The sequence below is a fragment of the Nocardiopsis sp. NPDC007018 genome, from assembly GCF_040635075.1.
Taxonomy (GTDB): domain Bacteria; phylum Actinomycetota; class Actinomycetes; order Streptosporangiales; family Streptosporangiaceae; genus Nocardiopsis.
Window position 1 is genome coordinate 21,101 of record NZ_JBEYHA010000050.1, and the last position, 18,540, is coordinate 39,640.

17 protein-coding genes and 1 tRNA gene are annotated in these 18,540 nt (G+C 72.0%); 9 read left to right on the plus strand and 9 right to left on the minus strand.

Annotated elements, in window-relative coordinates; all coding sequences use genetic code 11:
* Nucleotides 1-65 precede the first annotated feature (65 nt).
* The 3 genes from ABZ635_RS21890 to ABZ635_RS21900 all read left to right on the plus strand — a co-directional run bounded on the left by ABZ635_RS21890 (nt 66) and on the right by ABZ635_RS21900 (nt 3,907).
* Nucleotides 66-1,844: an AAA family ATPase gene (locus ABZ635_RS21890; RefSeq protein ID WP_357768269.1), complete on the plus strand. Its 1,779-nt coding sequence runs from the start codon at nt 66-68 to the stop codon at nt 1,842-1,844.
* Between the two features lie 88 nt (nt 1,845-1,932).
* Nucleotides 1,933-2,850 carry a universal stress protein gene (locus ABZ635_RS21895; protein ID WP_357768272.1) on the plus strand — a complete coding sequence of 306 codons (918 nt, stop codon included), beginning with the start codon at nt 1,933-1,935 and terminating at the stop codon, nt 2,848-2,850.
* Nucleotides 2,851-2,974: 124 nt separating this feature from the next.
* On the plus strand, nt 2,975-3,907 hold the full coding sequence (locus tag ABZ635_RS21900) for a universal stress protein (RefSeq protein ID WP_357768275.1): 933 nt from the start codon (nt 2,975-2,977) through the stop codon (nt 3,905-3,907).
* A 320-nt stretch (nt 3,908-4,227) separates the two neighbouring features.
* Here the strand turns inward: ABZ635_RS21900 and ABZ635_RS21905 are convergent, their stop codons facing one another.
* Nucleotides 4,228-4,524, minus strand: coding sequence for a hypothetical protein (locus ABZ635_RS21905; protein ID WP_357768278.1), 297 nt, complete (start codon nt 4,522-4,524; stop codon nt 4,228-4,230).
* A gap of 257 nt (nt 4,525-4,781) precedes the next feature.
* Nucleotides 4,782-4,870: transfer RNA gene (locus ABZ635_RS21910), tRNA-Ser, on the minus strand.
* A gap of 139 nt (nt 4,871-5,009) precedes the next feature.
* Between ABZ635_RS21910 and ABZ635_RS21915 the strand changes: the two genes are divergently transcribed.
* A complete protein-coding gene (locus ABZ635_RS21915; RefSeq protein WP_357768314.1) occupies nt 5,010-5,468 on the plus strand; it encodes a DUF4442 domain-containing protein in 459 nt (152 codons plus the stop codon).
* Nucleotides 5,469-5,572: 104 nt separating this feature from the next.
* The gene (gene dnaN, locus ABZ635_RS21920; RefSeq protein WP_357768281.1) at nt 5,573-6,724 is read left to right on the plus strand and encodes a DNA polymerase III subunit beta; all 1,152 of its coding nucleotides are present in this window, start codon (nt 5,573-5,575) and stop codon (nt 6,722-6,724) included.
* 211 nt (nt 6,725-6,935) lie between these two features.
* Here dnaN and ABZ635_RS21925 read toward each other — a convergent pair whose 3' ends face one another.
* Entirely contained in the window at nt 6,936-7,748 is an 813-nt protein-coding gene (locus ABZ635_RS21925) for a DUF2786 domain-containing protein (RefSeq protein ID WP_357768317.1), read from the minus strand.
* Nucleotides 7,749-7,894: 146 nt separating this feature from the next.
* Nucleotides 7,895-8,332: a hypothetical protein gene (locus tag ABZ635_RS21930; protein ID WP_357768320.1), complete on the minus strand. Its 438-nt coding sequence runs from the start codon at nt 8,330-8,332 to the stop codon at nt 7,895-7,897.
* Nucleotides 8,333-8,758: 426 nt separating this feature from the next.
* Between ABZ635_RS21930 and ABZ635_RS21935 the strand changes: the two genes are divergently transcribed.
* The gene (locus tag ABZ635_RS21935) at nt 8,759-9,307 is read left to right on the plus strand and encodes a TIGR03086 family metal-binding protein (protein ID WP_357768284.1); all 549 of its coding nucleotides are present in this window, start codon (nt 8,759-8,761) and stop codon (nt 9,305-9,307) included.
* A 34-nt stretch (nt 9,308-9,341) separates the two neighbouring features.
* Here the strand turns inward: ABZ635_RS21935 and ABZ635_RS21940 are convergent, their stop codons facing one another.
* Nucleotides 9,342-9,818: an NUDIX hydrolase gene (locus ABZ635_RS21940; protein WP_357768286.1), complete on the minus strand. Its 477-nt coding sequence runs from the start codon at nt 9,816-9,818 to the stop codon at nt 9,342-9,344.
* Nucleotides 9,819-9,964: 146 nt separating this feature from the next.
* On the opposite strand from ABZ635_RS21940, the gene ABZ635_RS21945 reads away from it, so the two are divergent.
* Entirely contained in the window at nt 9,965-11,215 is a 1,251-nt protein-coding gene (locus ABZ635_RS21945; RefSeq protein ID WP_357768289.1) for a hypothetical protein, read from the plus strand.
* Nucleotides 11,216-11,229: 14 nt separating this feature from the next.
* On the opposite strand, the gene ABZ635_RS21950 is transcribed toward ABZ635_RS21945, so the two are convergent.
* The 3 genes from ABZ635_RS21950 to ABZ635_RS21960 form a co-directional block, all read right to left on the minus strand.
* Nucleotides 11,230-12,039 (minus strand): hypothetical protein, encoded by an 810-nt coding sequence (locus ABZ635_RS21950; protein ID WP_357768292.1) that lies wholly within the window; start codon nt 12,037-12,039, stop codon nt 11,230-11,232.
* Between the two features lie 334 nt (nt 12,040-12,373).
* Complete coding sequence (locus ABZ635_RS21955) at nt 12,374-12,973, minus strand: hypothetical protein (RefSeq protein ID WP_357768295.1); 600 nt, start codon at nt 12,971-12,973, stop codon at nt 12,374-12,376.
* Nucleotides 12,970-13,590: a hypothetical protein gene (locus ABZ635_RS21960; protein ID WP_357768298.1), complete on the minus strand. Its 621-nt coding sequence runs from the start codon at nt 13,588-13,590 to the stop codon at nt 12,970-12,972. Before ABZ635_RS21960 ends, ABZ635_RS21955 begins: the two co-directional genes overlap by 4 nt.
* A 663-nt stretch (nt 13,591-14,253) precedes the next feature.
* Here ABZ635_RS21960 and ABZ635_RS21965 point away from each other — a divergent pair.
* Together ABZ635_RS21965 and ABZ635_RS21970 are read left to right on the plus strand one after the other, a co-directional pair.
* Nucleotides 14,254-14,409 carry a hypothetical protein gene (locus ABZ635_RS21965; RefSeq protein ID WP_357768301.1) on the plus strand — a complete coding sequence of 52 codons (156 nt, stop codon included), beginning with the start codon at nt 14,254-14,256 and terminating at the stop codon, nt 14,407-14,409.
* A 211-nt stretch (nt 14,410-14,620) separates the two neighbouring features.
* A complete protein-coding gene (locus tag ABZ635_RS21970; protein WP_357768304.1) occupies nt 14,621-17,512 on the plus strand; it encodes a BTAD domain-containing putative transcriptional regulator in 2,892 nt (963 codons plus the stop codon).
* Between the two features lie 21 nt (nt 17,513-17,533).
* Here the strand turns inward: ABZ635_RS21970 and ABZ635_RS21975 are convergent, their stop codons facing one another.
* Nucleotides 17,534-18,358 (minus strand): oxygenase MpaB family protein, encoded by an 825-nt coding sequence (locus tag ABZ635_RS21975; RefSeq protein ID WP_357768307.1) that lies wholly within the window; start codon nt 18,356-18,358, stop codon nt 17,534-17,536.
* Nucleotides 18,359-18,540: the final 182 nt, after the last annotated feature.

Sequence of the window (18,540 nt, forward strand, 5' to 3'; positions counted from 1 at the left end):
CGCCCCCGGCCGACACCGGCAGGGCCCTTCCTCCACAACACACCCCTCGACGCAGGAGAGCCCCGGTGGCACAGCAGGAACAGAACGGGTCAGGCGCCGGACCGGAGCCGCAGGAGCGTACGGAGTCGATCCGGCCGCGGACCGACGACCCGGTGGAGTTCGCGGAGGCGGAGAGCGGGGACGCGCCGGGTGCGGCCGCGTCAGCGCCCACGCCCCGGGAACAGTGGTTTGGGGGGTTCGAGGGCGCGGCACCGCCCCCGCCGCCCTACGCGCGCCTCCCCGAGGACACGCCTCCTCCGACACCCGGGACCGCCTTCCCGGCTCCGGGACCCGAGCCCGAGGGCGGGGACGACGACATGCCGGAGGACCCCGAGGAAGGCCGGAGCGCGACGGTGCGCCTGATGCCCGGCCCCCGTGACCGGCGGGCCCGTGCGGTCGGCCCCTGGGAGGAGGAGCGTCGGCCCCAGCGTCCCCAGCGGCTCGGCGGGCCGAAGGGGGAGGAACGGGACCCGTTGGCGCCGCGCCGGGTGTCCGGCGACTCCGACGTGCCCGAACCCGAGCAGCTGCCTCCGCTGGAGGCGGACCGCGTCGACCACACCGAAGGCCTGGGCCCCGGCCCGGACCCCGCCGGGCCGTCCCCGTGGTCCGCGCCCGTTCCGGAGCCGCCCGCCTCGCAGCCGCCCGCCCCCTCCGGCCGTCCGGCGCCCGAGCGCCCCGTACCGCCCCCGTCCCTGACCGGACCGCGTGAGAGCGGCCCCCAGCCCGTCTCCGGACCCGCCTCGGGCCCCGGACCCGCCGCCGGGCCGGGCCAGGCTCCCCCGCCCCTCTCGCCCGCCCACCCCTGGGCCGGTACCCCGGCGCCCGCGCGGCAGCCCGGAACCCACCCGGGCACCCACCCGGGCACGCACCCCGACCAGGGCGAGACCTCCGACTCCCTCAGCGCGGCCACCCTCGTCCGCAACCGCCGCTACGGGCCCAGCGGCGGATGGCGCAAGGCCGTGCACAGCGCCAGCCTCGGCCTGATCAACCCGGGCGAGTCCCCGAAGGTGCTGCGCGAACGCGAGCTGGTCGCCCGCGCCTGCACACCGGTGGCGTCGGGGCACCACCGGGTCGCGGTCCTCAGCCTCAAGGGCGGGGTCGGCAAGACCACGACCACCGTGGCCCTGGGCGCCACCCTGGCCTCCCTGCGCGGAGACCGGGTCCTCGCGGTCGACGCCAACCCCGACCGGGGCACGCTCTCGGACAAGGTGCGCCTGGAGACCGCGGCCACCATCCGGGACCTGCTCAACGAACGCCACCTGGTGTCGCGCTACGCCGACATCCGCGGCTTCACCTCACAGGCCCCCAGCAGGCTGGAGATCCTCGCCTCCGACCGCGACCCGGCGGTCTCGGAGGCGTTCAGCGACGCCGACTACCGCGAGGTGGCCCGGATCGTCGAGCACTTCTACTCCATCTGCATCACCGACTGCGGCACGGGGCTCCTGCACGCCGCCATGCGCGGGGTGCTGGGCCTGGCCGACCAGGTCGTGCTGGTCAGCTCGGCCTCCGTGGACGGGGCGCGCAGCGCCAGCGCCACCCTCGACTGGCTGGACGCCCACGGCCACGGCGGGCTCGTGCGCGGCGCCGCCGTGGTGCTGTCCATGGTCCGCTCCAACAGCAAGAGCAGCGTCGACCTCAACCGGCTTGAGGAGCACTTCGCCGGTCGTTGCCGGTCCGTGGTGCGGGTGCCCTGGGACGGGCACCTGGAGGAGGGCGCGGAGGTCGACCTGGAACAGCTGGCACCCGCGACCAGGGACGCCTACCTCCAACTGGCCGCGAACGTGGGGGAGGCCTTCGCGCGCTGACGGGCGGGGCCCGACAACGCGCGGGCCCTCCCTCTCCGGTTTCCCGAGGCCCGGTCCCGACAATGGAGGTGGAGGGGAAGAGGTGGACATGAACGCACAGGAACGCCCGTCGGCGGTCATCGTGGGGGTCGACGGATCACCGGTCGCCCGCGCGGCGCTGGTCTGGGCCGTGGACGCCGCCGCACGGCTCGGCCGACGGCTCCGGATCGTGCACGGACTCGGACTGCCGCTGGTGGCGGGGACCTTCGCCGGACCGGCGTCGGAACGGTTCCGGTCCGGCGACGCGGCCCGGGAGGCCGGGCACGCTCTGCTCGTCGAGAGCGCCGAGTACGCGCGCAGCACCCGCTCCGACCTCCATGTGGCCACCGTGTTGGCACCGGAGGACGCCCCGGAGGTCCTGCTCGACGAGGCCGGGCACGGTGACGTCATCGTCGTCGGTTCGCGCGGCCTGGGCGCGGTGCGGGCGATCGTGTTGGGATCGGTGAGCCTGCGGACCTCCTCGCGCGCGCCCTGCCCGGTGGTGGTCGTGCCGGGCGCCGAGCCGGGGCCGCGCCGGGGGAGGGTGGTGGTCGGCGTCGACGGGTCGGAGTCCTCGCGCCGGGCGCTGCGCTTCGCCCTGGACCACGCCCTGGCCACGGACGCGGAGGTCGTGGTCGTCAACAGCTGGGAGGTCCCGTTGCCCGAGGACCCCGCCGCGCTCGCCGCCGGCGCCCAGCTGTCCCATGAGGAGATGTTCGACCGCCAGTCGGAGGAGGTGGTCGCCGGTGTGTTGGCGGAGGTCATCGACGACCGCAACCAGGCGGTGGAGATCAGCGCGGTACGGATGCAGGCCGACCCGGTGGACGCCCTCCTGGAGGCGGGAGGGGACGCCGACCTGATCGTCGTGGGTTCCCGGGGGCGCGGCGGGGTGCGGGGACTGGTCCTGGGCTCCACCAGCCAGGGGGTGCTGGCCCGGGCGCGGGTGCCGGTGGCGGTGCTGCCGCCGCACTCCGAGGAGACCGACTGAGGTGGTGAACAGCGACGAAGGTCCCCGGCGCGGGGGACCGGTTTCCCCTGTGCCGATCACGTGTGTATCCGCTTGGCTCGGTGATGATGGTGGACAGAGGGAGATCACGTCTCAAGGGGGAGCCATGTCAAGCCACCAGGAACGCCCGGGCAAGGTCGTCGTGGGCGCGGACGGTTCGGACCATTCGCGGGCGGCGCTGGAGTGGGCCGCGGCCGAGGCCGTGCGCCGAGGGGTGGAACTGCACGTCGTGCACGCGCTGGGCATGCCGCTGATCGTGTCGGCCTACGGGGGGCCGACCCGGTTCGAGCCCACCGACGAGATCTCGGGGCAGGCCACCGCGGTGCTGACCCAGGCCGTCGAGCTCGTCGAGAGAGAACAGCCCACCGTCCGGGTGGAGACGAGGACCGCACTGGAGGAGGCCCCGCTGGCGATGGTGCGGCACAGCCACCCCGGTGACCTCATCGTCCTGGGGACCCGGGGCCTGGGGGCCTTCGCGTCGATGTTCGTGGGTTCGGTGAGTGTGCGGGTGTCGGCTCAGGCGCCGTGCCCGGTGGTCGTCGTCCCCTCCGACGGCAAGGGCAGGCCCTCCACCACCAAGCTGGACCGGATCGTCGTCGGCGTCGACGGGTCGGACCCGTCCCGCCGGGCCCTGGGGCTGGCGGTGAGTCTGGCGGCCGAGACCGACGGTGAACTGGTGGTGGTGAACAGCTGGGAGGTGCCCTACCCGTACGACCCGATCGCGATGACGGCGGCGGGACACCAGCCGCAGGAGGACGTCTTCGAGAAGCAGTCCGAAGAGCTTGTGGCCGAGTTGCTGGCCGAGGCCATGGACGAGCAGCGCGAGGACGTGAACATCGAGGTCACCGTGGTGCGCACGCAGTCGGGGCCGGTGGACGCGATCCTGGAGGCCGCCGAGGGGGCGGACGCCATCGTGGTGGGTTCCCGTGGCCGGGGCACCATCCGGGGGTTGCTGTTGGGCTCGGTGAGCCAGGGGGTGCTGCACCACGCGAAGGTCCCGGTGGTGGTGCTCCCCCGCCACGCCGACGAGGAGAACTAGGCGCCGGTCCCGGACGGCGTCTCATCAGATGAGGAAGTGGCGTGGTGCCGGCGGTACTTCACCCACTCATGTACGTAGACGCTCGCGAACCCCACCAGGGCGACCAGGGAACAGACGAACGCGGCCCAGATTCTGTCTGTTCGCAGCGAATCCTCGGCCCACAGCACGAGGCTCGTCGTCAGGGCGACGGTAACGGCAGCAAAGAGCAGAGGCCATGGCCGGGGACGCCTACCGCGCATGTGTCGGTCTCTCTCCTGGGTCAACTGCGGGGAGTGGGGGGATCGCTCCGTGGTGGTGGGGGCTGGTCTGGTGGTGCTGTGTCAGTGCGGTGTGTCTTCCTGCTGAGGGGCCGCCCGGTATCTCAGGTGTGTGCGGATCTCCCGGAAGAGATTGGTCAGGTGGATCAACGCACTCAGTCCCACGGCCCACATTCCTGGTGGGTTCTCGGACCACACGAAGACACCGATCGCGGCGGTCAGGAGCAGCCCGACGATCGAAAAGTTGATCAGCCACCGGTTCGCGGGCTCGGGAGGGAGTGCCGCACGCTCGCGTCTCACGGCCTCGCGTTCGAGCCTTCTGGCCTCGGGGTCGTCAGGGGCGCGGTGCCGACCGGCCACGTGCGGCTCCTTTCCCAGGCCGTGTGGGCATGGTGCTCCGGGGGCGGGAGCGGTTCCCGGACCGCCTGGACGAGGTCGCGGAAGCGATGGACACCGACCGCCCTCGCCGCGCTGGTCGAGTGCCGTCTCCACGGCCCCGGACGCACCGAAGGCCGGTGGCCCGGCGACCCTGTGCACCGAAGGTGCACGGGCCCGGAACCACCGGCCTTCGCCGTGTTCCGTGGAAGCCCTCCACCTGGGAGGACTTCCGGATTCTGCGGAGGGTATGGGATTTGAACCCATGAAGCCCCGTCAAGGACTTGGTGCTTTTCAAGAGCACTGCACTCGGCCGCTATGCGAACCCTCCAGGAGAGAGCGGTGCGCTCTCCGCCAGACATGGTAGCCCACGGCGGGGTCCGGTTCACGGGGGTATCCGGACGTCTCCGTGCGGGCAGTGGGGGTGGCGCTCTTGGGTTACTCGTGAGTAACCTTGGGGTATGGAGAAAATGGACGCCGAGACGGCGGAGATGGTCAAGTCCGGGTTCCTGGCCTCGGTTCCCTTCGCACGCACGCTGGGGGTCACCTTCAGCGACCTGGACCACGGGCGCGCGGTCATGCGACTGCCCGACAACGCCGACCACCACAACCACGTGGGCGGACCGCACGCGGGTGCGATGTTCACGCTGGCCGAGTCCGCCTCGGGCGCCATCGTGATCGGCACCTTCGGTGACCAGCTGGACCGGGCCGTGCCGCTCGCCGTCAGCGCCGAGATCCGCTACCTCAAGCTCGCCATGGGCGACGTGACCGCCGAGGCCACCCTGGGCCGTTCCCGGGACGAGGTCGTCGCCGAACTGGACGAGGGCAAGCGGCCCGAGTTCCCGGTGGAGATCGAGCTGCGCACCGACGACGGCACCGTCACCGGCCGGATGACCGTCCTGTGGACCCTGCGCCCGAACCGGAAGTAGCGCCTCCCCGGCCGGTCCCGGCGCCCCGGGCCGGCCGGACCGCGGACTGTCGGTACCGCTGGGTACGGTCACCCCGGAAGGACCGTCGACCGGGAGGCCGTGCAGTGAGACTTCGTGTGGACCGCGACGCGTTCGCGGAGGCGGTCGTGTGGACCGCCCGGGCCCTGCCGACCCGCCCCGCCGTCCCGGTGCTCGCCGGGATGCGCCTGGAGGTCACGCCGGACGGCACCTCCCTGCGCCTGTCCGGGTTCGACTACGAGGTCTCCGCCCGGGCCTCGGTGGAGGTCCTGTCGGAGGAGTCCGGGGCCGCACTGGTCCCCGGACGCCTGCTGGCCGAGATCGTCGGCAACCTCCCCTCCGGCACCGTGCGCGTCGAGACCGACGGCCCCCGGGTCCTGGTCAGCGCCGGCGCCGCCAGGTTCACCCTGATCACCATGCCCCTGGAGGACTACCCCAGCCTGCCCGGTATGCCCGACCGGATCGGCTCCGTCCCCGCCGACGCCCTCACCGCGGCCGTACGCCAGGTCACCCCGGCGGCCAGCCGGGACGACACCCTGCCGATGCTCACCGGCGCCTACCTCGACCTCACCGGCGACCGGCTCAACGTGGCGGCCACCGACCGCTACCGCATCGCGGTCCGCGAGCTCCGGTGGAGGCCGCTGGACCCGGAGATCGACGTCGCGGCGCTGGTGCCCGCGCGCACCCTGGCCAACACGGTCCGGGGCCTGGTCAACCACAGCGACGTCGACGTCTTCCTCTCGGCGGGGGCCGCGGACGCCGGGCGCGGCTCGGCACCGGGCGAGGGGATGGTCGGGTTCGAGAACGGTGAGCGCGGGACCACCACCCGGCTGATCGACAGCGACTTCGTCAGGTACGCGAGCTGGTTCCCCACCGACTTCTCCGCCAGGGCCGAGGTGGAGGTGGCGCCGCTGTTGGCGGCGGTCAAGCGGGTCGCTTTGGTGGCGGACCGAAACACCCCGCTCCGGCTCGCGTTCACGGAGGGTGAGGTCGTGCTGGAGGCGGGTTCCGGGGACGACGCCCAGGCCGTCGAGGCCCTGGCGGTCGGCTACGAGGGGGAGCCGCTCCGGTTGGCCTTCCGGCCCGACTACCTGGCGGACGGGCTCAACGGGGTGGAGACCCCGACCGCCCGCCTGCACCTCACCGAGCCGACCAAGCCGGCGGTGTTCACCGATGTTCCGGCCGAGGGGGAGAACCCGGCGTTCCGCTACCTCGTCCAGCCGCTTCGGGTGAGTTGACCAGCGCTTTCACCGCTCTTGGGAAAGCTGTCCACATGACTGTCCACAGGTTATCCACAGGCCACGGTCCAAGCCTGTGGATAACCCCGGGTGATCGGCCTCTACGAGCCCCGAACCACTGCGAGAATCGGCTCGCTTTTCCCTTCTGACATGGGGAAACGGCGCTCCTGTGGATTTCACGCACAGCCTGTGGATAACTCGGGGTGAGGAACTATTCGCCCTCGGCCAGAGAGGACGTCCGCCCGCTGGTCACCGGGGTGTCCAGACCCAACTCCGCCTGGCGTCCACGGCGGTACCCCGCGCGGTAACCGGCCGCGCTGTGGGTACGTTCGGGGCGGTGTTTACGCAGCTGTGGGAATTGCTTGTGGAACTCTTCGTTCACCCGGTTCACGTCGTCCCGCAGAACCAGATCCGCACCCCGCGACGCACCGTTCTCGCCGCTACTCTCAGTGACACCTGACTCTCCGTCATGAGCGGCCATTCTCTGGAGCCTTGCCCGGAACTCACGAATGCGTTCGGCCACCGCCTGACCATAGGCGCGCACGAACGACCGGTAGTAACGCTTGCGCTCGGTCTCCAGTTCGGAGCGGGTGTAGTTGCGCAGTTCCCGGATATCGGTCACGTGCGAGGAACTCATGAACCTGGCGGAGGCCTCCATCTGCATGGAGATCGACGGCATCAGCATCCGCAGCGCGTCCAGTGCGCTCACCGTGCCCACCAGGATGATGGTGCGGTCGGTGTTCTCGGAGTTGTTTCCGCGCACCGCCGACTGGCACCCGTAGGCGGCGGCGATGTCGGCCAGGGCTTTGACACGGGCCTTGCCGTGGCCGCCCACCCCCGGGACGGTGTAGTCCATACGGCTGATCGCGTCCGGCTCCTCGCCCCTCTCGGCGCGGGCCTCGGCCTCGGCGATCGCGTGGCGGGTCATCAGCTCTGCGGCCTTGGCGGTGAACGCCTGGCTCTCGGCATCAGTGACCGCGGGGTCCTCCGCCATGCGAAGGAGCCCGCGGACCCGCTCGACCATCTTCTGACGAGCAGCTTCAGTCATCGGCGCCGGTTGTCTCCCGTAGGTGAGGTGTGGTGCATCCGCTCCTTGGCGGAAAACATCGAGCCTAAAGCCTTCTGTTCCCCGCCACCATCACGGCGGAGCCCCACCACGCCGCACGGCGCCTACTTCTTGTCGCCCGCGACCATCGCCACGACACCGATGATGAGCCACAGGGTCAGGCCCACACCGAGACCCGCCCACAGGCCGCCGAACAGACCGCCGATGATCGCGAAGCTGGTGATAACCGACACGACGTAGCTCACCACGGCCGTGGCGCCACCGCCGATGAGGGCCGGGACGCTCGCGTACCGGAACGGGTAGGTGGCGGCCCAGCGGCGGCCGCGGCGGTCGGCCTTCTTGCGCAGCACGCCGCCGACCCCGCCGATGAGGGCGAAGAAGAAGATGCCGGTGGTCACACCCGCGGGGATACCGGCCAGGCCGAAGTTGGCGAGGAAGGAGAGGGCACCGGCCACGGTGCCGCCGATCACGGACGCTCCCCACGGCCAGATCATCGTCGCCGAGGCGACGGGAGTGAATGCGTTACCGCGCTCCAGCGTCATGTTCACAGCTCCAGTCGAATCGCGTGGCGCCCACTCTTCGCAGGGCCGTCCCCTCCAGGATGCGGGGTCGAGGCGGGCGGCGCATCAGGGCCCGTCCCTGACTTACCCCGGAGGCGGTGCCTTGGCACCTGGCCCACGCGGAAAGCCGACACGCATCATCCCAGAAGGCGCGGTCGCCGTCTCTGCCCGGTCCAACGAGCACCGGGCCCGGAAAGTGCCCCGGCCCCGGGGTTTCGCGTGCGCGCCGCCCCCACCAGGGACGTCAGGGTTCCCGACGCCGGGCGACGGCGGGGGGAAGACGGGTGGCGGGGGATCGACGGACGGGGCGCGAGCGGGCCGGGGAGGTGGCCGCCCGGCCGGAGGACACGCCCCCCGTCCGTCGGTGTCCTCAAGACCCGCGGCCCGGCCCGGAGGCAGGATGGGCCCATGACGACCGTCCATGAGAACTATCGTGCCGCGGCTCGGCCCCTCGGCGACCTCCTGCGCTCCGTGCCGGGGGACCGCTGGAACGCTCCGTCGCCCTGCGAGGGGTGGAGCGCCGCCGACGTCGTACGCCACCTGATCGGCACCCAGAGGTCGTTCCTGGAGGGCGCGGGGGTGGCACCCCCCGAATCCCCCGACGTGGACGAGGACCCGGCCGCCGCCTGGACCGCCCACGAACGGGGCGTGCTCGACCTGCTCTCCGACCCCGGGGTCACCGACCGGACCTACGAGGGGATGTTCGGTCCGACCACGATCGCCCGGACACTCGACACCTACTACGTGTTCGACATGATCGCCCACCGCTGGGACGTGGCCCGGGCGGTCGGCGGGGACACCGCGCTCACCGAGTCCGAACTCGACCGCCTGGAGGCGGCACTGGAGAGCTTCGGCGAGCACGCGTACATGGAGGGGGTCTTCGTGCGCGGCCCCGAAGCGCCCCCAGGGGCGTCGCGGCAGGAGCGCGTCCTCGCCAGGATGGGCCGACGCGCGTAGGCCGCTCCGCGTCCGCGCGGCGACGGCGCGGGGCCTACGCCGTCGCCGCGCGCAGGTCGGCGCTCAGGTGCGGCCACGCGGACCGGAAGGCGGGCAACAGGGGGAGTTCCTCGGCGGCCTCGACCGCCACCCACCGGATCTCCCTGCTCTCCGAGTTCCCCGGGCGGAACGGGGTCAGGTCCGGGACGCGCAGCAGGAACGTGTCGTAGCGCCACACGGTCAGGTCCTGTTCGTGACGGCCCAGGACCGTGTAGTCCCCGAGGTCCCCGGAGACCTCCTCGCGGAACTCCCGCACGGCCGCCTCCAACGGCGTCTCGTCGAGGTTGCGGGCGCCACCGGGGATGCCCCAGGTGCCGCCCATGTGCGTCCAACCCGCACGGTGCTGGAGCAGGACGTGACCGGAACCGGCCACGTCGGTGGCGTACAACAACAGCCCGGCGGCCCCGTACCGGCCCCACCTACGGGAGCCGTCGGCCAGGTCCACCCAGCCGTTTCCGTCGCCCTCCTGCATCAAGCCCTCCCACCAGATCGGTCGCTCGGGTCCCGCGGTCGGGGACCCTCGCTCCAGGGGCCGCGGACCACCGGAATCCACGGCCGCCCTTCCGCTAATCTCTAGAACCTATGGCCCGTCCGACCTCTTCCGCAGCCTCTCTCCCCGTGTACGCGCTCAGCCTCGTACGCGGCCACGGGATTCCCCTGCTGTGCGCCTACACCGCGGGGATGCTCGCGCACACCCTGATCATGCGCGGGCTGGTGGCGCTCACCGACGTCAACCCCACCCTTTCCCTCGCCGGGCTCGGTCTCACCCTCCTCGTCACCCTGATCACCTTCGTCGTCATGTTCCAGCTGCTCAGGCCGGGGCTGCCGATGATCGACCGCGAACTGGGCACCGAGGTGGTCCGGCGCGGACGCACCGGGTTCGCCGAGAGCGAGCGCAGGGTGGTCGACGGCGTGGCCCTCGCGATCTTCCCCTTCCTGCTCTTCTACGGTGCCTGGGGGCTGATCGGGGAGCAGTACGACACCTACAGCATCAGCCTGCTCAACACCGGCGGCGTGGAGGCCTTCGCGGCCCCCACCGAGCTCTCCTGGTTCGGCCTGCCGCTGGTCGTCGCGGTGGTCGCGTGGGTGCTGCGCCGGGTGTGCGGGCGCTTCTACGAGGCCAACCGCAACCCGGTGCTCGGCGTCCTCACGGCCCTGTTCGAGGGCGTGTGGATGTTCCTGGCGGTCTTCTCGGTCGGTGTGTTCGTCAGCCTCTCCCAGGAGTGGATGGCCAACCGGGTGGCCTGGGTGGGTGTCGAGACCTGGTGGACCGGCCTGGTCGACGGGATCGGGTACCGGTTCGATGTCCCCGCGCTCTCGGTCGGGGTGGCGGCCGGTGTCGCGACCGTGTGGTCCCTGGTCAAGGAGGGCTTCCTCGGCCCCATGCTGTGGCTCACCATCACAGCGGTGGTCTACCGGGCCCAGATCGACGACCACGACGCCCTCTTCGAGGAGCGCCGGGGCGGCGGGGAGTTCGGCGCGGTGGTCAACCGGGCCGCCCGGATGAGCCGGTTCTTCGGCCGGGCCGCGTCCTCGGACTTCCGGGAGAAGTTCAGCCCCTGCCTCAACGCCGTCCGCTTCGTGCTGGGCGCGGGCCCGGTGTTCTACCTGACCTTCTGCCTGTACTTCGTGCTCCTGGACGTCGCCTTCAGCCAGCTCAACCGGTGGGTGTTCGTCCTCTTGGGCCCGGGCGACTTCCAGGGCGAGATCTGGCCGTGGCTCCAGCCGGTCGACTTCGCCGTCGACGCCCTGCACATGCTGCTCCGCCTGTGCCTGCTGGCCGCCGCGTTCGAGATCGCGCTGCGCCGCGCGGAGGAGACCAGCGTGGGCCGTCGCGTGTGGCGGACCGCCGGGCACGCCGCCCGCTGAGCCGCCCTCCGAAGTCAGTCGAGCGGCTCGGGCTCGAACAGCAGGGCCTCGGGCCGGGGCGTGAACCTGTCGTCCGTCGTGGACACCGTGACCTCGAAACGCAGGTCGTCGGCGACCTCGGCCGGGACCAGGTACGTGACGACCAGGGACTGGGTCCGGCCCGCCGGGATCGCCTCCCAGTCGCTTCCGGTGCAGCCGCCGAGGACCCGGCCCGGGTCCTCGGCCAGGTTGCGCAGGCTGAACTCGTTGGTGGGCTCCCAGGACCGTCCGTCACCGTCGAGCGCGCGGAACCGGCAGTAGTCCTTGAGCCGTGTGCCCGCGTCGTCGTCGCCCGGGGTCACCTTGAAGCCGACGTCGACGATCTCGGTGCCCTCGGGCGGCGCGGGCTGGCCGTCGAGGAAACCGGTCATGTAGCCGACCGTCTCCCACTCGCTGCCCGCGAGCTCGGCGGTGTTCCCGGAGACCGCGACGGCCTCGGGCCGGACCAGCCCGCTCGCGCGTGCGGCGTCGAGCTCGGTCAGGTAGGGCCAGACGGTCATGCCGGGCAGGAGCACGACCAGGGCGCCGAGGTACGGCAGGTGCAGGCGCTTCCAGAGGGGGCGGGCGTGCCGGGCCGCGCCGGTCGCTCCGGGACCGCGCCGCCGTCCGTGCCCCCGCCCCCGGGGCCGGTGGCCGTGGGGTGCCGGGGCGCCGCCGTGGAGGGAGTCTTCCGGGGACGGACCCCGCCCCTGGTCGGGGCGGCGGTGCCGGGCGCGGTCCCGGGGCGCGGGGGGCTCCTGGCGGCGCGCAGGGGCCGGTGCGCCCTGCCGGGGCCCCGGGCCCACGGGACCACCGGGGTTCCCGTACGGGCGGGGCGGTGCGGCCGGGGGCGGGGACGCGCCTGACGGCGGCCCCGACGGAACGGGAGGCTGGCCCGGGGGCGGGGACGGCCCTCGGGGAGGACCGGGCGGCGGTGACTGCGGACCCGGGGGTACCGGTGGCCCCGGCGGAACCTGGGGGCCCCAGGGGCGAGGCGGGCCCTGGTGCGGGCCGGGCGGGGGCGTCTGCGGGGCCGGAGGGCCGGAGGGGCCCTGCCAGGGCTGACCCGGTCGTCCGGGGTACCGGTAGGGGGAACCCGGGCGCTGCTGTCGCCAGTCGGGTCCGGGGTGCCCGTGGGGGTCATGGGGTCGCATGGTCGTCCTTCCCGTCCGCGCCGTCTCCGGCCCGGAGCCGTGCCGGGACGAGGGTCGCGGGACCGCTGGCGGGCGCTGGGTGGTCCACCCCGAGGTCGACCCGCGCCTGGGCTCCCAGGCGGCTGTCGTACCCCTGCGCGTTCGTGATGACGAGGGCGGGCTCCTCGATCCGCTCCGACGGGACCTCGAACACGAACGCGCCGTGCAGTGTGAGGCCGGGGGAGAGCATCTGGCGGTCCAGGCTCTCGGAGAACCATCCGCGCTCGACGTACGTGGTTCCGTCCTTCATGAGCAGTTCGGACCGCAGGTTTCCGATGGGCTCGTGCGCCGCCGTCACGTCGGCCCACACCACCACCCACACGCCGTTGGCCTGGACCGCCCCCGCCTCGTCCGGCACCTCCAGCGAGGAGACCAGCTCGGTCTCGGTGACCCGGACGGTGAAGTCGTCGGCGTCCACGGTGGTGCCCGCGTCGCCCTTGGTGGTGATCGGGCCGGTCATGTCCTCGTCGCTCACCACGAAGCGTTGGAGGACGGCGATGAGGACCACCAGGACCACGCAGGTCAGGATGGAGAGGGCGCGGTTCACGGGCTGGTTCCCTCCAGGGGGACGCCGACCGCGCCCACCGCGGCCTTGTCGTCGGTCGCCCACAGGACGCCACCGCCGCCCCGGGAGTGCAGCTTCTCGACCTCGTGCACGGTGACCACGGCGCCCTCGATCCCGTCGGCGTCCACGCCGTCGGGCAGGTCCCAGGAGAGGATCGCGTCCGCCTCGGGCATGTGCGGCTGGAAATGGCTCACCAGGCCGTCGGGCCTGCGCTGGAAGAGCACGGAGGGGGACTCGGCCCGCTCACCCGAGGGTTCCAGGGTGAGGACCACCGAGCGCGCGGCGTCGGCGACGAAGACCGGACGTTCGGAGCCGTGCATCTCGATGTCCGTGCGCAGCTGGACCGTGTCGCCGAGCTCGTCGGAGACGACGCGCACCTGGTGCGGGGAGATCCGGATCAGGGCGTTCTCCACCTCGGTCCCGGCCTCGGCGGGCTCGGCCACGGCGTCCGCCCTCTCCAACCCGCCGAACGCGGCCACGCCGAGGAGGACGACCGCCCCGGCCGCGCCGACCAGGGATACGAGGGCGAAGCGCGCGAAGGGGTTCGCGGGGAGGGGAGACCGACGCGGGACGTCGGCGTCGGGGACATGGTGTGCCACGAGGCGCAAGTGTAGGCCCAACCTGTGACAACACCATCGGTGTCACCCCGTATAGAGACGAACGTGGCCGGAAGAGGACAGGGGGTGCGACGTGGGAGGGTGCGGCTGATCGGTTCCGGGCGCTCCCGAGGGCCCGGTACCGTCCCGGTGCGGCCGGAGGCGCGAGCGGGTGGTTCGCCGGGGTCCGTCCGGGGTAGGTGTGGTGATTGCGTCGCTCGGCTTCCGAGCCGCCGTTCGTTTATCGAAAACCCCGACACCGATCCTCCCGACGCCTCTCCGCGACAAACCGAAAACGCGGAGCGCGCTGCCGCCCCGTTCCGAAGCGTCGGGCGGAACCGGAAAGCCTCCCGGGACCGGAGGGCGAACAGCCGGTAACGGGGGTGTGACCTTGGGTCTTTCCGTTTCGGTTGAAAGCCGGTTGAAAGCGGAGCGGAAGAGGATCTCTCTAGTGTGGATCACGTTCGTCGGACCGGTAGTCGCGTGAGGACGGCTCGCGGCTCCCAGCGGGTCCGGCGTCCGCCGGACACATGCCATCCGTGGCGTAGCTGAGGCGGTAGCGCCACGGATGGCGGCTCCGCCGGAAGGCGGTGCCCCTTGATGCTTCGTAGACGACGTAGGGCCACGTTGCGGCTCTACGCGAGTGCCGTACGCAAAGGAGTTCGAGTGCCGAAGATGCTGACCCTGGACGAGCAGTTCGAAGCGATCGTCTCCGGCGTGACGCCGGAAGCCAAGCTGGACCCCTACCGGGAGCCCGCTCCGCAGGAGAGCGTCCCCGCCGAGCGCGAGGACGAGCCGGAGGAGAAGAAGGAAGAGAAGTAGTCAGACCTTTGAGGGGTCACGCTCCGAGTACTGGAGAAGAGGGGGGTACTCGGCACGGACGGCCCCGGCACATTCCGAATTCCACAAGGGGTCCTTGCTAGGGTTGCTCCTTGTGGAATTCGGCGTGCTTGGCCCCATTGCCGCGTGGTCCGAAGGTCGATCCCTTCCTGTCGGTGGACCACGCCAGCGGTGTGTTCTGGGCGCGCTTCTGGTGTACGCGGGGCGCGAGGTCACCTTCGACCAGCTGATCGGCTACCTGTGGAGCGACGACCCCCCGCGCACCGCGCGTTCGGTCATCCAGGTCCAGATCTCCCACCTGCGCCGGGCCTTCCCCGGAACGATCAGCACCACGTCGGGCGGGTACCTGGCCGACGTCGACCCGGACCGGATCGACCTGCACCGGTTCCGTCGGCTGCGGGAGGCGGCCGACCCCGCCGAGCCCGAGGCGGCCCTCACCCTGCTCGCCGAGGCGCTGGAGTGCTGGCGCGGGGTCCCGTTCTCCGGGGTCGGGTCCGAACACCTCTACTACTCGGTGGTCTCCCCCCTCCTTGAGGAGCGCTGGGCGGCGGTGGCGGACTGGGCTACCTACGCGGTGTCGCTGGGCCGCGCGAGCGAGGCGGTCTCCTACCTCACGCCGATCGTCCGGGAGGAGCCGCTCAGGGAGCGGCTGCACCACCTCTTCGTCACCGCCCTGTGGCACAGCGGAGAGCGGGCGGCGGCGCTCTCGGCCTACGAGGAGATCCGCTCCCGTCTGGCGGACGAACTGGGCGTGGACCCCGACCCGGACCTGACCGCACTGCACACCCGGATACTGCGTGCCGACACCGTCGAGCAGACCCCGCCCAAGGGCCTGCCCTCCACGCTCCCCCCGGTCAAGGACCAGTTCGTGGTCCGCAACGACCTGCCCCGGGACACCCCCGACTTCGCCGGGCGGCGGGAGACCCTGGCACACCTGGTCGGCGTGGGGGCCTCGGAGGACGACCGGGCCCGGGTCTGCGTGATCTCCGGCAGCGGCGGCTCCGGGAAGACGACCCTCGCCGTACGGGCCGGACACGAACTCGTGGACCTCTTCCCGGACGGCCAACTGTTCATCGACCTCTACGGGTACACGGCGGACAAGCGTCCCCTGGACGAGGGCACGGCGCTGGGCGCCCTGTTGCGCGCGGTGGGCGTGCCCGTCGAGGACCTGCCCGACTCGGTGGACGAACGCTCGGCGCTCTGGCGGGCCACCCTGCGGGGCCGACGGCTGCTCGTGGTGCTGGACAACGCGGTCAGCTACGCGCAGGTCAACCCCATCCTGCCCTCCGCGGAGGGCACGCTCACCCTCGTCACCACCCGGAACGACCTCGGCGGGCTCGGGGGTACGGACTACGTCTCCCTCGGCATGCTGGGGGAGGAGTCGGCGCTGGAGCTCCTCGGCAACGTTCTGGGGGAGGAGCGGGTGCTCAAGGAGCGCGAGCAGGCCCTGCGCGTGGCGCGGATCTGCGGCGGGCTCCCCCTGGCGCTGCGGGTGGTCGCCGGACGGATGCTGAGCAGGCCGAAGTGGTCCTTCGGACACGTCGAGCGCCGACTGAGCGAGCAGAGCCGCCGCTTCCGAGAGCTCCAGATGGACGGCCAGAACGTCGAGGCGGCGATCGACCTCTCCTACCGGAGCCTCGACCCGGCGCAGCGGCGCGCCTTCCTCCTGCTCGGAGTCCTGATCGGCACCACCGTCGACCTGCACGGGGCGTCCGCCCTGCTGGACCTCGAGCCCGAGGACGCGGACGACCTCCTCCAGGGACTCGTGGGCGTGTGCCTGCTGGAGGAGCCCGCCGGCGACGTGTACCGACTGCACGACCTCATAGGCGACTTCTCCCGTTACCGGGGAACGTCTGATCTGGACCCGGTCGAGGTCGGTGCGGCCAGGGGCAGGCTCGCCGAGCAGTACATGACCGTCTCGCAGCGGGCGGCCGACCTGTTGGGTCCGCGCGCGCACGGCAGCCGGGACGAGGCCGGAGGCTCGCGGTACCGGACCGAACTGCTCGACCGGGCCGAGGCGGAGGCCTGGTTCGACCTGCACCAGGACAACATCGCCGACGTCATCGACTTCTACAGCGACGGGGAGAGCGTCGAGGAAGCCTGGGTGATGGCCGAAGCGGTGTGGCGGTTCTACGCCCAGCGCGGCCGGATGGGCCACCTGCTCACCTCGCAGGAGAAGGCCCTGCGGGCCAGTGAGAGGCGGGGGAGCCAGCGGGGCCGTGCGGTGACCCTCATCGGCATGGGGATCGCGCACTGCCTCTCAGGGCGGTTCGAGAGCGCGCTCTCCTTCCTTCGCGAGGCCCACGGGCTCCTGGAGGACCTCGGTGACGAACGCGGGATCATCCGCGCCCTGGCCAACCTGGGCATGGTCTACGAACGCATGGGGTGGTTCGGTGAGGCTGCCAAGTGCGTCGAGGGGGTCCTGGATCACGCGTTGTCTCAGGGGGACAAACAGCTGGAGGTCATGCAGCGCGGCAACCTGGCGATGCTGTACCAGAACCTGGGACGGCACCGGGAGGCCCTGTCCCTGGCCCAGGGGCTCCTGGGCTCGGGCGTAGACGAGCGGCAGGAGAACAGTGGGCTCCAGGCGATGCTCGTCGTCGGTGAGGCCAGAACCGCGCTCGGAGAGTTGGAGGGCGCCTACGAGGCCCTGCGGACCACGGTGGAACTGGCTCGGGGCAAGAGTATGAAGGAGATGTACGCCCACAACTCCCTGGGGGTCGCCTACCGGGCCGGAGGGAGGTTCGCGGAGGCCGTCACGGAGCACCGGACGGCCCTGGAACTGGCGGACCGCAGCGGCAACCGCAGTGCGGACTCCGAGATCCTCACCGACCTCGGGATGACCCACGCCGCCGCCGGTGAGCACGCCAAGGCCGGACGGACCCTGGAGAAGGCGCTGGCCAACGCACGTGAGCGGGGCGAGCGCTACGTCGAGGCCCGGGCCTCGCTGGCGCTCGGGCGGCTGCCCGCACCGGACATGGACGCCGCGCGCGCCCGGGAGCTGCTCACCGACGCGCTCCGGATCTTCGAGGAACTGGGGCTGCCGGAGGTCGAGCGGGCGCGGGAGGCGCTCAAGGACCTCTGAACCCCTCCCCGGTCCGCGCGTTCAGCGTCTCGGCGCCCTCGAACCCTTCGATCCCCTGGACGTCTTCGACGGCTTCCAGCCGCCGTGCCTGCGCAACGACCTCAGGTACAGGGTCGAGGGCAGGCGCCGCACACCCGAGGGCAGGCGCGGGTACACCGACCGGGTGAGGCGCATCAGGCGGTCGAAGCGGCGCTGCCGCGCCGGGGACCACGGGATGCCGTACTGTCCGCGCAGCTCCGGATCGAGCAGCCCGCCGCAGAGGAACCGCTGGGCCCGGCACATGGGCCGTAGGATGGGGTTGTCGGGGCGGAACAGGCTCCGGGACAGCGCCAGGGCGTCCTCACCGACGTCCAGGCGGGCGTAGGCCCGTTCCCAGTAGTCCGCGAACTCCCGGGGGCTTTGGGGCCACCGTTCCTGGGGTAGGCCCAGTGCGGTGGCGTAGACCGCGGTCTCACGGAGGAACACGGCGCGCTCCTCCTCGGTCAGGTCGGCCACGGTCAGCTCGTACAGGCGCACCGCGCTGTGGTACAGCGTCGCGCCGACCCACAGCAGCAGGTCGGGGTCGAGGGCGTCGTAACCCGGCCCCCGGACCCTGCGGTGCATGGCGCGGACGATGGACTGGACGCGCTCGCGCTCCTCGTCGGTGCCCAGGGCGGTCCCGTACACGTAGTACAGCGTGCCGCGCAGCCGGTCGAGGGGGCGTGCGGCGAAGTCGCTGTGCGCCGCCACGCCTCGGGCGACGCTCGGGTGGGCGATCTGGAGCAGGACCGCGTACCCGGCCCCGGCCAGGATGCTGGCCTCGGAGTTGAGCCGCCGCAGGACCGGCGGGCTGTGGGATCGGTTCATGCCTGGATCGTAGGGCAGCGCCCCGCTTCGCCGCAGGTGACGCGCCCACCCGGGTTTGCGGTGCTTCCTTGGTGTTCGTCTTCTCGGGTCTCCTGCACGGACCGGGCCGCCTTCCGGGCCGCCCCGACGCGTTCCAGGACGTCCGGGTCGTCCGCGCACCGGTCGACGGCGCCGACCGGGGC

Coding starts and splice junctions, on each gene's coding strand:
- ABZ635_RS21915 (WP_357768314.1), top strand. CDS start 5,010: ATGGACGCCGAGACGGCGGAGATGGTCAAGTCCGGGTTCCTGGCCTCG.
- ABZ635_RS21930 (WP_357768320.1), bottom strand. CDS start 8,332: ATGACGCTGGAGCGCGGTAACGCATTCACTCCCGTCGCCTCGGCGACG.
- ABZ635_RS21940 (WP_357768286.1), bottom strand. CDS start 9,818: ATGCAGGAGGGCGACGGAAACGGCTGGGTGGACCTGGCCGACGGCTCC.
- ABZ635_RS21935 (WP_357768284.1), top strand. CDS start 8,759: ATGACGACCGTCCATGAGAACTATCGTGCCGCGGCTCGGCCCCTCGGC.
- ABZ635_RS21975 (WP_357768307.1), bottom strand. CDS start 18,358: ATGAACCGATCCCACAGCCCGCCGGTCCTGCGGCGGCTCAACTCCGAG.
- ABZ635_RS21925 (WP_357768317.1), bottom strand. CDS start 7,748: ATGGTCGAGCGGGTCCGCGGGCTCCTTCGCATGGCGGAGGACCCCGCG.
- ABZ635_RS21900 (WP_357768275.1), top strand. CDS start 2,975: ATGTCAAGCCACCAGGAACGCCCGGGCAAGGTCGTCGTGGGCGCGGAC.
- ABZ635_RS21895 (WP_357768272.1), top strand. CDS start 1,933: ATGAACGCACAGGAACGCCCGTCGGCGGTCATCGTGGGGGTCGACGGA.